This window comes from Methyloversatilis sp. RAC08, from assembly GCF_001713355.1.
Taxonomy (GTDB): Bacteria; Pseudomonadota; Gammaproteobacteria; order Burkholderiales; family Rhodocyclaceae; genus Methyloversatilis.
Window position 1 is genome coordinate 629,890 of the sequence record NZ_CP016448.1, and the last position, 12,072, is coordinate 641,961.

General features: G+C 64.9%; 15 protein-coding genes. 9 read left to right on the forward strand and 6 right to left on the reverse strand.

Annotation, left to right across the window (positions count from 1 at the left end; translation table 11 throughout):
* Positions 1-69: 69 nt before the first annotated feature.
* Positions 70-1,749: an alkaline phosphatase D family protein gene (locus tag BSY238_RS02840; protein ID WP_069037816.1), complete on the reverse strand. Its 1,680-nt coding sequence runs from the start codon at positions 1,747-1,749 to the stop codon at positions 70-72.
* A 157-nt stretch (positions 1,750-1,906) separates the two neighbouring features.
* Here BSY238_RS02840 and BSY238_RS02845 point away from each other — a divergent pair, with 157 nt between their 5' ends.
* Positions 1,907-2,479 (forward strand): PEP-CTERM sorting domain-containing protein, encoded by a 573-nt coding sequence (locus tag BSY238_RS02845; protein ID WP_069037817.1) that lies wholly within the window; start codon positions 1,907-1,909, stop codon positions 2,477-2,479.
* A gap of 275 nt (positions 2,480-2,754) precedes the next feature.
* Here BSY238_RS02845 and BSY238_RS02850 read toward each other — a convergent pair whose 3' ends face one another.
* Entirely contained in the window at positions 2,755-4,530 is a 1,776-nt protein-coding gene (locus tag BSY238_RS02850) for a M61 family metallopeptidase (RefSeq protein ID WP_069037818.1), read from the reverse strand.
* Positions 4,531-4,733: 203 nt separating this feature from the next.
* On the opposite strand from BSY238_RS02850, the gene BSY238_RS02855 reads away from it, so the two are divergent.
* The 6 genes from BSY238_RS02855 (at position 4,734) to BSY238_RS02870 (ending at position 8,030) form a co-directional block, all read left to right on the forward strand.
* The gene (locus BSY238_RS02855) at positions 4,734-5,249 is read left to right on the forward strand and encodes a BON domain-containing protein (RefSeq protein WP_223300243.1); all 516 of its coding nucleotides are present in this window, start codon (positions 4,734-4,736) and stop codon (positions 5,247-5,249) included.
* Between the two features lie 96 nt (positions 5,250-5,345).
* Positions 5,346-6,020 (forward strand): BON domain-containing protein, encoded by a 675-nt coding sequence (locus BSY238_RS02860; protein ID WP_069037819.1) that lies wholly within the window; start codon positions 5,346-5,348, stop codon positions 6,018-6,020.
* 682 nt (positions 6,021-6,702) lie between these two features.
* Positions 6,703-7,014 carry a hypothetical protein gene (locus BSY238_RS18270; RefSeq protein ID WP_150123867.1) on the forward strand — a complete coding sequence of 104 codons (312 nt, stop codon included), beginning with the start codon at positions 6,703-6,705 and terminating at the stop codon, positions 7,012-7,014.
* A gap of 128 nt (positions 7,015-7,142) precedes the next feature.
* Positions 7,143-7,418 (forward strand): BrnT family toxin, encoded by a 276-nt coding sequence (locus BSY238_RS02865; RefSeq protein WP_069037820.1) that lies wholly within the window; start codon positions 7,143-7,145, stop codon positions 7,416-7,418.
* On the forward strand, positions 7,375-7,656 hold the full coding sequence (locus tag BSY238_RS17935; protein WP_083223896.1) for a BrnA antitoxin family protein: 282 nt from the start codon (positions 7,375-7,377) through the stop codon (positions 7,654-7,656). The genes BSY238_RS02865 and BSY238_RS17935 overlap by 44 nt, the downstream gene beginning before the upstream one ends.
* A 53-nt stretch (positions 7,657-7,709) precedes the next feature.
* Positions 7,710-8,030, forward strand: coding sequence for a hypothetical protein (locus tag BSY238_RS02870; protein WP_069037821.1), 321 nt, complete (start codon positions 7,710-7,712; stop codon positions 8,028-8,030).
* Positions 8,031-8,596: 566 nt separating this feature from the next.
* Here BSY238_RS02870 and BSY238_RS02880 read toward each other — a convergent pair.
* Both BSY238_RS02880 and BSY238_RS02885 read right to left on the reverse strand, forming a co-directional pair.
* Positions 8,597-8,794: a hypothetical protein gene (locus BSY238_RS02880; protein WP_069037823.1), complete on the reverse strand. Its 198-nt coding sequence runs from the start codon at positions 8,792-8,794 to the stop codon at positions 8,597-8,599.
* Between the two features lie 330 nt (positions 8,795-9,124).
* Complete coding sequence (locus tag BSY238_RS02885; protein WP_069037824.1) at positions 9,125-10,021, reverse strand: 2Fe-2S iron-sulfur cluster-binding protein; 897 nt, start codon at positions 10,019-10,021, stop codon at positions 9,125-9,127.
* A 132-nt stretch (positions 10,022-10,153) separates the two neighbouring features.
* On the opposite strand from BSY238_RS02885, the gene BSY238_RS02890 reads away from it, so the two are divergent.
* Both BSY238_RS02890 and BSY238_RS02895 read left to right on the forward strand, forming a co-directional pair.
* Positions 10,154-10,612 carry a type II toxin-antitoxin system RelE/ParE family toxin gene (locus BSY238_RS02890; protein WP_223300244.1) on the forward strand — a complete coding sequence of 153 codons (459 nt, stop codon included), beginning with the start codon at positions 10,154-10,156 and terminating at the stop codon, positions 10,610-10,612.
* Positions 10,596-10,910: a helix-turn-helix domain-containing protein gene (locus BSY238_RS02895; protein ID WP_069037825.1), complete on the forward strand. Its 315-nt coding sequence runs from the start codon at positions 10,596-10,598 to the stop codon at positions 10,908-10,910. Before BSY238_RS02890 ends, BSY238_RS02895 begins: the two co-directional genes overlap by 17 nt.
* A gap of 19 nt (positions 10,911-10,929) precedes the next feature.
* On the opposite strand, the gene BSY238_RS02900 is transcribed toward BSY238_RS02895, so the two are convergent.
* Both BSY238_RS02900 and BSY238_RS02905 read right to left on the reverse strand, forming a co-directional pair.
* Complete coding sequence (locus BSY238_RS02900) at positions 10,930-11,661, reverse strand: RES family NAD+ phosphorylase (RefSeq protein WP_069040409.1); 732 nt, start codon at positions 11,659-11,661, stop codon at positions 10,930-10,932.
* Positions 11,662-11,669: 8 nt separating this feature from the next.
* Positions 11,670-12,065: an MbcA/ParS/Xre antitoxin family protein gene (locus BSY238_RS02905; protein ID WP_069037826.1), complete on the reverse strand. Its 396-nt coding sequence runs from the start codon at positions 12,063-12,065 to the stop codon at positions 11,670-11,672.
* Positions 12,066-12,072 lie beyond the last annotated feature (7 nt).

The window sequence follows — 12,072 nt, forward strand, 5'->3', positions numbered from 1 at the left end:
CAGGAGCTGCTACTCCCACAGGGCGGCGCCACTCCCACAGGTGCCGCCCTCGCAGCAGATGGAACCGGTTCAGCCCGGTACCAGCTTCCGGTTGGCGGCGCCGGGCAGCATGCGCAGCGCGGGGCCGTTTGCCACGGTGTAGGTGCGGCTTTTCACGGTGCTGACATAGCGCCATTCGGCGCGGCAGGACTGCGCGGTGGCGGTAACCAGCATGAAGCCGCGGCGCGCGGTGTCGGCGTACTGCAGCGGGCCGATGATCTGGGTCAGACCGGCGGCCACGGCGAGCGGGTTTTCGGCCGGGAAGTATTCTTCGAAGCCGGGCGACGTGACCGACGACGTGGCGAATTCGACCCCGACGCGATTACCGGCGAAATCGGTCAGATCGCTGGCCCAGGCGTTGTGCGTGTCGCCGGCCAGCACGACCAGATTCTTGTCCAGCGCGCGCGCGGTGCCGAGCAGGGTTTCGCGCGCGACGGCGTAACCGTCCCAGGCGTCGAGGTTGTACGGAATCGCCGGCTGCGCGAGCACGAATTGCTCCTGCGGCGTCAGCGTGGCGGGCGCGGTCTGCGCCTTGAACAGGAGCGCGCTGTATTGCGTGAAGCTGACCTGGCCGAGCACCAGCGGCGCCGGAATGTTCATGCGGCCCATCAGCACCTGCTGGCCGAGCATGTCCCACGTGGTGTCCGACTGAGCCAGCTGGAGTCCCAGCCAGTTCATCTGATCCACACCAAGCAGGGAGCGATTCGGGTCAGTCAGGTCGGCGGTGAAACGTGCGGTATCGAACCCGCTGGCGCCGAGATAGTTTGCGTAGTCCATCTGTTCATCACGGCCGATGACGCGCGTGTCCAGCATGTGCAGCGACAGCAGGTTGCCGAAGCGGAAGCTGCGGTAGATGCGGTCCGGGCGCGCCGGATCCGGCAGGCGGGTCGGCATCCACTCGTGATAGGCGCGGATGGCCGCGGCACGACGCTCGGCAAACACACCCTCGACGCCTTCGGTGTGGTTTTCCGCGCCTTCACGCCAGGTGTCGTTGGTGATTTCGTGGTCGTCCCACACCGCGATGACCGGCAGCGCGGCATGCATGGCCTGCAGATCGACGTCGGTACGGTACTGCGCATGACGGATGCGGTAGTCGTCCAGCGTGATGATTTCGTCGGCCGGTTCGGACACGCGGCCCAGCGCTGCGGCGTCCTGCGAGGCGTAACCGCTGCGCGAGTATTCGTAGATGTAGTCGCCCAGATGCACGGCGGCGTGCAGATCGTTCAGCTTCGCCACTTCGGCATATACGTTGAAGTAGCCGGCCGGGAAGTTGGAACAGGACAGCACGGCCAGCTTGATCTGGTCGACTGCACCGGCCGGCAGCGTGCGCGTGCGCCCGGCCGGTGACAGCTGGCCGTCGGCGCGGAAGCGGTAGTGCAGGCGGGCATTCGCCGGCAGGCCGAGCACGTCGGCCTTCACCGTGTAGTCGATGTCGGCGCCGGTCAACACACGGCCGCGACGGATGATGCGCGAGAAGGCGGCGTCGAGCGCCACTTCCCACAGCACGGCGACCGTACCCGGGCGGGTCGGCGTGACGCGGGTCCAGATGATGACGCGGTCGGTCAGCGGATCACCGCTTGCCACACCGTGCTGGAACAGGCTGCCCGGTGCGGCCAGCGCACTCGCCGAGCGGACGACGGCCGAACCGGCGAGCGCGCCGGCACCGACGCCGCGCATGAAGTCGCGGCGGGAAAACATGTTGCTGGGCATGGGGAACACTCCGGGCGATGAATGGCCGGGAGTGTGGTGAGCGCGAGTGACACACCGATGACGGATTGTTGACGACAGCTTCAGCCAGGCGACACGCCGCTGTCACACGTGCGCTCTATCTTTCGGTTCAATGTCGTCACCTTCCGGAATACGCCCGATGAACAAAGTCCTGCTTGCCCTCTGCGCTGCTTTCTCGATCGCCCTGCCCGCCCACGCCGTCACGCTCGAGAGCGCCACGCTGAACGGCAACCTGCTCGATTCGTCGTTCAGCACGCCTGCGCTCATCGCGCTCGACATTTCGCTGCTGAACAACTCGCCGCTGAGCTTCAGCTTCGTGCTCGACGCAGACGACATCACTGCCGGCGGCGTCGATGTGAACGCCATCCTGCGCGATGTCAGCGGCTTCGGTATCGGGTCATTCACGCTGACCACCGGCGGCGCGCCGATCTCGGTGGTGACCGGGTCGCTGCTGGCCACCACGGTGAACGGCGACCTGCTTTCCAGCGACTACTTCGCCGGCGCACCGGTGGCCGAGTTCTACTTCGGCAATCCCTTCCTCGAAGACGGGCTTGTCGACTGGCGCATCGGGTTTTCCGGCCTGTCCGCCGGCGACCGCTTCACCCTCGACCTCGCCACCACCCCGGCCGTGCCCGAACCTAGCGAGTGGATGCTCATGCTCGCCGGCATCGGTCTGATCGGCGTCAGCGCCGCGCGCAAGCTGGGCCGCTGAATACATCGGGGCGCTGCGCCTGCGGGAGCGGGGCCCCTGTGGGAGCTGTCCCCTGTGGGAACGGCGATCCACTGCCGGCGCTGCATGGCCGGCCGGCTCTTCGGGCGGCGAGCAATGCTCGCCGAAACCCCCGCTCCGCCCTCGCCGCGATAGGCACTCCGCACAACGATGGTCACGGCACGATCGCGGCGGGGCCGCCGCTCCCACAGGTCGCCCCTCGCACAGGTCGCCCCTCGCACAGGCCGCCGCTGTCCCGGGCCGCCCCTACCCCGCCCTCAACCCCGGCCGAGCCACTGTTTCAACAGGGCCCTGGCCGGGGCGCTGACGCGGGGGGCGATGACGATCTTCGCCTGATCGGCCGGGGCGGCGTCGAGGCGGACGCGGAATTTCATCAGTTCGTCGCGGCGGAAGGCGTTGATCTTCACCTCGTCGCCCGGCTGGCGGCGCTTGAGCAGGGCGTCGAGCGAACTGGCCGTGATGCGCAGGTTGTCGAGCGCGACCAGCACATCGCCGGCGGACAACCCGGCGCGCTGAGCGGCGCCGTGATCTAGCACCTGGGTGAGCTTCACGGTGTCGCCCTCGTTGGCGGTCTTCGCGCCCAGCACCGGCGTGCTGCCGGCGGCCTCATAGCCGAGCTCGACGCCGACCGCGCGCAGCAGGTCATCCAGCGGCAGGTCTTCGGTGCCTTCGGTCGCCTCGGCGAAGAACTTCTTCAGCTTCAGCCCGCTGACCGCCTCGGCGGCGCGGCGCACGCCGTCTTCCGGCACGCCGACGCCGGTCTGGCCGTGCGCCTGCCACAGGTGGCGCATCACGTCGTCGAGCGACACCGCGCCGCGCGTCTTGCTGCGCAGCGTGAGGTCGAGCGCCAGTGCGACCAGCGCGCCCTTGGTGTAGTAGCTGACGATGGCATTGGGCGCGTTTTCGTCCTGACGGTAGTACTTCACCCAGGCGTCGAACGACGAATCGGCCAGGCTCTGCTTGAGCCGGCCGCCGCCGCGCATCACCTGGGTGACCGTCTTGGCCAGCAGCTTGAAGTAGTCGTCCTGCGTGATGACGCCTGAGCGCACCAGCGCCAGATCGTCGTAGTACGAAGTGAAGCCTTCGAAGGCCCACAGCAGGCGAGTGTAGTTTTCGTGCGTGAGGTCGTACGGCTCGAATGCGGCCGGCTTGATGCGCTTGATGTTCCACGCGTGGAAGTACTCGTGGCTGCACAGGCCGAGAAAGCCGCGATAGGCGTCCGACATCGCGGCCGCACCCGGCGCCGGCAGGTCGTTGCGCGAACACAGCAGCGCGGTGCTCGAACGGTGCTCCAGCCCGCCGTAGCCGTCGCCGACCGCCATGACCAGAAACACATAGCGCTCGAACGGCGCCGGCTCGCCGAACAGCCGGATTTGCCACTCGCAGATGCGGCGCAGGTCTTCGCACAGGCGAGCGGCGTCGATGTCGTGGTGGCCGGTGATCACCACCTCATGCGGCACGCCGCAGGCCTTGAAGGTGTGCAGTGCGAAGCTGCCCATTTCGACCGGGTGATCGATCAGCTCGTCGTAACTCGCCGCGCGGTACAGCCCGAAGCCGTGCCGCCTGGCACCGGCCCGACCGCCCGCCTCGGGCAGCGTCGTCGCCACCCGCCATTCCTTGTAGGTGCGCCCGGCCGGCGGACGGATGTCCACCTCGCACGGCTGCTGCTCGGCGCCGTGCACCATCAGGAACACGCTTGAGCCGTTGAAGAAGCCGTGCGTCGTGTCGAGATGCGCGGCGCGCACCGACAGATCCCACGCATACACCTCGTAGCGCACGCGCAGCACGCCTTCGCACGGCGCGGCCTGCCAGGTGTGCTTGTCGATCTTGGTCAGCGGCACCGCGCGGATGCCGTCGCGCGCTTCGATGCGCACGATGTGGCGCGCGAATTCGCGAATCATGTAACTGCCGGGAATCCAGGCCGGCAGCGACAATCGCTGGCCGTCGGGCGCCGGATCGGCGATATCGATCTCGACCTCGAACAGGTGGGCTTCGGGATGGCTGGGCGTAATGCGGTAGCGGACGGCGCTCATGTCGGATGGCTGACGTGGAAACAGCTGCGATTTGACCACAGCGCCGGCCTTCCGCGTCACCGCGCTGCGACCGGATCAGGTCCGCATCGTCCTACACGGGGTGTCGGCTGCACCGACATTCAACGCCGCGCACCCCGCCTACAGTGACACCACGGTTGAAGCACACGCCACATGCCACCCGATTCACTGCAAGGAGAATGTTCATGAACAACGATATTGACCAACTGCCCGAACAAGCGCAGCGCCGCACCCTGATGACGCCGGCCTTTCGCATCGCCACCGCCGCCGCCCTCGCGCTGACGCTCGCCGCCTGCGGTCAGCCCGAACAGGACGCGACCATCGGCCAGAAGCTCGACACCGCCATCGCCGCCACCGAAAAGAAGGCTGACGAGCTGGGCGAACGCGCCGAGGCCACCGCCGACCGGGCGCAGGCCAATGCCGCAGAAGCGACGCGCGACGCGCGCGTATCAGCCGGAGAAACCACTGCCCAGATGGGCGACTTCATCGACGACGCCGCCATCACGGCCGCCGTGTCGGCCCGCCTCGCCGGCGACCCGGACCTGAGCGCCATCAAGATCGACGTCGACACCCGCGACGGCAAGGTCACGCTGAGCGGCCCCGCCCCAAGCGAAGCCGCCCGCGCCCGCGCCGCCGAACTGGCCATTTCGGTCAAGGGCGTGCTCGGCATCGACAACCAACTGGTCGTCACATCGAGCTGACGCGCCACCCGCCCGCCGCGCGCCGACCGGGTGGTCCCGACACGGTCGCGGCCGAAACGACGTCCTGACCCACTTTCTTTCGCGAGGAGAGATGACATGCCGAACTTTCAGACCCGCGGCCAGGCGGCCGCCACTCGAATCCGCCCATCGCGTTTGCCGATCGCGCGCGGAGCCGGCGCCGTGCTGTTGGGTCTGATGCTCAGCGCCTGCGGGCCGAAGGAAGAGGCAGTCACCCTCAGCGAACCCACGGTCGACAAGGAACTGGCGATCGTGCTGAATCAGACCGAACAGGTCGCTGAAGACATCAAGGCACAAGCCGGACGCGTTGCATACGAAGCCGACATCGACGCCGCAGCAGAACGCCGCGCCGCCATCAGGCGCGATGCGCAACTTGCCCGTGCCGAAGCGGCGCGCGAAGCGGCCGAGAGCGAATCGTCGCCTCAGTCGCAGCCAGACTCGGCGCCCGAATTGCCGCCCGACCCGCAATCGGCCCCGATGGCCGCCAACGACCTGCCGCCCACCGCCGCCGGACAACCCGCCGACGCCGCCCCGCCGGTCGACGACGCCGTCATCACCGCACAGATCGAAGCATTGATCGAAAAAGACGCCGAACTGGCTGCGCTCGACATCGACGTCGCAACCCTGGACGGCAAGGTCATCCTCAGCGGCACCGCCCCCTCCGAAGCCCTGCGTGCCCGCGCCGCCGAACTGGCCGTGACGATAGACGGCGTCATCGGAATCCTGAATCAGGTCATCGTGAAACCGGCCTGACGCAGCGGCGCGACGCACCGAACAGCTCGTCGCACCCAAAAACCGAACGTCAAAAGAAGGCCCGCCCCGTGCGGGCCTTTTCGCGTTCGGGCGGCAGAAGCGAACTCGCACGAGCCGTTTCGCACGACCTTTCGATCACGGCGCTGTGCGCGCGTCACCACACAGAGAACGCCTCAAGCCCCCGGGGTAGAGGACATGGGCATGAAAAGGTAAAGTGAGTAGCAAGTGCTGCGAGACGGGTAACCGGGGTGAGGTTCTTGTCGCCGGATTTGATGCGGCCGTCCAGCAGCAGTGTTGAAATCAAGCAATTGAGAACGAATGAGAAATCTGCGGATGCTTGAAAGTCGGATGAAGGTGGGAAGTCTATTCACCCATCAAAACTGCTGTAGATATCAAAGTTAGGTATCTGAACCGCCATGCTCGATTTGCTCGTGTCTCAGCCGCGGCTTGCACTCGGCGCAGCGGTGGGTTCGGTGGTTGGCTTCGCGGCCGCATTCGCTTTGCGCACGGCTTTTCCGTCGCTGTCGATGGTCGTTGGCGCAGTCGTTGTAGCCGCATGCTTAGGTGCGGGTGCTCTTGTGGGCGCCATTTGGGAAGGTAGGCGCTCGTGAGCTACCTAACCCGCTGTTCCAGCCGACCGCCTTCGGCGGCGGCTGAACGCAAACGTTTGGGTGCCACACCAATGAGCCGCGGCTTCTTCATGCAGCTGAAACCGGTATCTCGTTCAGACCGCGAATTGGAGCTTCTCGTTTTCGCTTCCGGTTGGGATGACGGCGTGTCCGAACCCGTGGAAGTTGGGCGTTTATCGGTGAAAGGACCCGAGCGAACCGCAACCTTTTCGTCTTCCAGTCCGTGGGTTCAAGACATCGTGGTTGAGCCATTCGCCGATTGCTCGCTAGAACCACGTGAGTCCTATGGGCTATGGAAGCGTTGGCTGCTGGAGCTCGGGGCCAAAGCGTTTGTGGGCACGGAAAGCCTGGTGCGGTTTATCTAGTGACGCCCAACCCTGCGGTCAACAAGGATGTGCCGCCGAAAAGCCGGCTCCGCGCCCCTCACCTTGCACGTTCTGCGTCATAGCGACCATCGCTTGCTGACCCATGTTTTTGTAGCTACATTAAGGTTGTGCGGATAACTTACGACACAGCCAAGCGCGAGGTCACATTGGCAGAGAGAGGCCTCGACTTCGAGGATGCCAAGCACTTGTTCGCTGGGCCGACGTTCGAGACAGAAGACCTGCGCCGAGACTACGGTGAGAGGCGGATCATCTGCTTCGGCCTGCTTGACGACCGGCTCGTCGTGGTTGGCTACACTCCGCGTGGCGCGGATCGCCACGTTTTCAGCATGAGGAAAGCAAATGACCGCGAGCAAACGCGCATCGGCCCCATCCTTGGGCTCTGATCTCAACCGCGTGGACCGGCACGTTATTCAACCGGCCGAGTACGATGATCTCCCCGAACTCACCGACGAGATGCTCGCGCGTGGTGTCGTGAACAAGGGAGGTCGGCCAAGGGCCGCGAATCCGAAACGGCTGATTTCCATTCGGCTGACCGAAGACGTGATTCAACGCTGGCGGGCTACTGGGCCAGGATGGCAGACGCGGATGGCAGAAAAGCTCAGCAGCTCGGCGCCCAAATGATGCAGAGCATTTCGCTCCATCGGATTGCCTTCGGCGACCGCTGAGCTTGCACGTTGGACATCAGAATTGGCGTGGACAAACGAACTGGTGAAAGGAGAAAGTCGCAGATCGAGCAGAAGCGCTTGGGGCGCCTGGTGCTTTTCCTCGCCGTCTCCGTCATGTTCTATTGGCTAAGTTTCAGGGTGTTCACCGCACTGGATTGCGAGTTCTTCGGCTCCAAGCTTGCGCTCGCAGTCGTGCCAGCCTGTGCGATTCTTGGGAATCATTGTGCCGCTGCCATTCCCTTTGCCCTTGCCAGTGTGTCGCTTTTGCTGGCGGTTCGCTCGCAGATGTACCAACGGCCATTCGGAGATCGCCATGGTCGGAGGAACTGATGCCTAACTGGGCGTTTGTGTGGGACGACTGCGCCGCCCCACAACTTCGGCGTAGGGCTCACTAAGGCGAACTAAGCCTATGCGGATCACGCTCTACATCGTGGCAAGCCTGCCACTCGCGCTTGTGGCATTTCTGGCGGCAGCGTGGTGGTCCACACTACCTCGGCCATGGCTCTTCGCCGTTGCTGGGGCCCTCTGTCTATACCTGCTGCTTGCCGTCATCGCAGGCATAGCGGTGTTCATCGGACCGGGCGTTGGGTCTTACTTCCTGGAAGCGCCGAACCCTTCGATCACTTCAACGAGGTCATTTCCTGTCGCGGAACTGGTCGCTGTTGCAATCTTTCTTGCGCTAGGTACCGTTGTCTTGTGGGTATTCAAGCAATGGCAACTTCAGCCCTAACCCACCGCTGCAGCGTACCGAAAAAATGCTTCGCTTTTCTCGCCGCTGTGAACCGCCCCGGGTTTCGCGGACGCCCCAACTCTAGACAACGAAGCTGCCGATGCGTGTCTTCAGCGGCATCTCGATCCGCAGAGCGCGGCTCGAACGCGCGCGTCCGGCGCTGTCGTCACTCCAGCGACTTTTCCCCTGTCGGCACCGGAGCCGCTTCGTCCGGCGCCTTCGGCGTGTCCGAGTTGTGATGCACCTTGTGCGTCTTCTTCCCCGGCTGCGGCGTCTTGTCGGCGTCGGGGGCGATGTCTTCGCCGTGCTTCTTCTTTTCCTGGCGCACCTTCTTGTCGTGCGCAATATCGCGTGGGTCGGTCATCGCATGTTTCCTTCGCTGGTTGATGGGCTTCCTCACCGGCACCGCGTGTCATCCATGCAGGACAGCCCGCGGCCGGACCCCGCACATCGCCCGACCTGCATCCCGCGGCATCGTGAGTGCACTGTCTGACGGGCGCGGTTCGTCGCGTCGATGAGGCGCTGTCCGAATGCTGGGCGTAGGCCGACCGACTGTCTGTCGGCTGGCGCACAAGGGCGCCGGCTGCGATGGGTGGGCGGCGATGCAATATGCGACACCCTGCCCGATGCAAAACGGGGCGCCCCGGCCTGTGCCGGAGCGCCCCGCTTCGGGTTCGCGGCATGACCTCGCCGCTTATCTGGCCTTCGCACGCATCGCGGCTTCTTCCTTTTCGATCCACAGCTTGAGCGTTTCGACGTGTTCGGTTTCTTCGCGCACGAACTCCTTGGCGACCTTGCGGATGTCCGGGTCTTCGGTGGTGTTCGCGACGGCGTAGTAGAACTCGAAGCCGCGACGTTCGCCCTGCAGCGCGGCCTTCAGTCCGTCCAGCCGCGTCAGTGCGGGGTCGCCGGCCCACAGCGCAGTCATTTCCGGCGACGAGTTGTCCGGCCAGGACGAGCTGGCGGGCAGTTGCACGGTGACGTCGTAGCGGGCGCACTTGGCCTTGGCTTCGTCGAGATGCATGCGCGAGTACCTGGCCAGCTGGGTGAACAGCGAGGCGACATCGGCGTTGCCGCAGGCCGCCATCGATTCGGCCAGCTGGTCGTAATGCACCGCCGCATCTTCTTCGACCTTCACCGAATAGCTCAGGAACTCGTCCAGCGAGCCGATCTGCACGCCGCCCTTGTAGATCGCGGCGGCAATCGAGAGCGCTGGGCCCTTGCCAGGAATCGTCGTATCTCCTTCAAACGACACAATGATGTCTTCGTTGCGGACGAAGCACTGGCAGGCCAGCCGATGCTGCGGCGGCATGTCGTTGACTTCGGCGTCCATGATTTCTTCCTTCGAAATCTTGCCCATCTGGCGCAGCACTTCCTTTTCCTTCTCGGTCAGCGCAACGCCATAGCGCACGCGCTTGTCGACGTGGCTGACCTCGACGATGCAGGACGCGCAGTCGCCGTCCTGACAGTCGAACGGGATCGGAATCCTGTGCGCCTTGGCGAGGCCAAGCAGCGTGCCGCGGTCGCCCGCGACGGCATAGACGGTGATGTCGCGCGGCATGGCCGGCGAGGTGAATGTAACGTTTGCCACGTGAGTACTCCTGTTTGAGGGGTGGAACCCTCGAACCGCAGGAAGCGTGCCGCCGCCGGGCCGCGACGTTGACGAGGATCAAGCAGACGGCATTCAGGTGCGGGGGGTGCAGCATCGTGGCCGCGTTCTAAAATGGGAAACGCAACCGAATTCACTTTTGGTGTCGACGTCATGATTGGTTTGGACGTCTCGCCCGCGACGTCCGAGCCACCGCGTATCCTCTGGCATGCCAGCGCCCGCACACTCGACAGCTATGCGCCTCCGGAGTACATTCCTGAAATGTTCACAGTCGTCGAGACCGCGCTTTTTCAGAAGCAGTGGCCCATGTACTGGACGGAAGATGAGCGCGGTGAGTTTGCGTCCTTCCTCTCCGCGAACCCGGATTCAGGAAGTGTCGTGCCAGCGTCGGGCGGCATTCGCAAGATTCGCTGGAAGCGTCAAGGAACAGGCAAGTCGGGGGGAGTACGAGTCATCTACTTCACCCGGAATGAGGCGGAGGAGCTGGTGCTCCTGACTCTGTACGCGAAGTCCAAGACCGACAATCTGACCGGTGCTGTACTCAAGGAGATTCGTCATGCCCTCGAAAGTTAAGCCTCTCGCTGCCAGGGAACTCGCCGTTCTTGAGGCGAGCCGTGATCTGGGCGCAGAGCTGCTGCAGTCCATCCGTGAAATGAAAGCGGGACAAACTCAGTTGGTCCATAGCCCGGCTGCCGAGGCACGCGAGAAGACGGGCCTGTCGCAAAGTCAGTTTGCCGCGTTGCTCGGCGTCTCAGTGCGGACGCTTCAAGGATGGGAACAGGGTCGCAAGCAGCCGAGTGGCGCTGCGCGCACGCTGCTGACGATTGCTCGCACCAATCCGAAAGCTTTGCTCGCCGTGGTCGGCAAGTAGCAATCCGGCCGCGACAGCGTCAGGCGCACCGCCCGAAATCCCCCGCTTCGATGCCGAACCAGGCCAGGCCCGGCGTCTTTTCGACGACGATGCAGTCGCCGTCGAGCCGGTAGCTCAGTTGCAGGTGGTGGCGCGGAGCGGACAGCACGGCCGGATTGAATACGGCGAAGTTCTCGCCCTCGGGCCGGCGCACCGACTGCACCAGCAGGCCCGGATGACCTTCGCGGTGGATGCGCGCGCCTACCAACTGCGGAAAGCTGTAGTCGGCCGGATGCAGCAGCGCCGGCCAGTCGCCGGTGAGCGGCCGGAAATCGAGCAGTGCGGCGGCACAGCCCACGACATACACCTTGCGCTCGGCCACCACCGATTCGCGCTCGAAGCCGGCATCGGCCAGCAGGCCCTGGCGCCAGTGCCAGGCCGATTCGTACACCGTCGTGTCGACCGACTCCGAGCCGTACCACACACCGTGGCGCCCGTCGGAATAGCGGCTCGCCTGCCAGTTCTGGAACGGCCAGGCGATAGCGTTGAACCACTCGGCATCCTCGAACGGGCGGTGCAGCACCGGTGTGGCCGAGCGGTAGGTCGGCGGCTTGGCGTCGCCTTCCACCTTCTGCGCCAGCGCCCATTCGGCCGGGTCGTCGGAGAGGTCGTCGAACAGATCCTGCGAGGTGCGCAGCGACACGATGTTGCGGAACACGTCGCGCTGCACCTCGGCCAGCGCCAGGCGGGCGAACAGGTCGCCGAAACTCAATGACTGCGTCACTGACCGCGTGCCCGGTCGAGATAGGCACGCACCATGAGCAGGCCTGCGAAGCCCCATTCCCGGATCACTTCGACCGGACTCAGATTGTCGAAGGCGCGGTTGCGGGTGCTGATCCAGCGATAGACGAGGTCGCGGTTCTGCGGAAACAGCAGACGAAGATTCTTGTGAATGCCCAGCAGATGACCGACCCGCTCGTACTGGTCGCGGCTGGTGCCGATCGGCTCGCCGCGCCGGTAGCGCGCCAGTGCTGCGCGGTTGCTGGCGGCAATGCCGAGCAGCGCGGCCTGGTCTTCGGTGGATAGTTTCCAGTGATCAAGCAAGGTCATGACCATGCGGGCCAGCGCGCCGCGGTCTTCGGAAGCGCTGACACCCTTGTCTGCAATGGCGCCCATGGGCGGC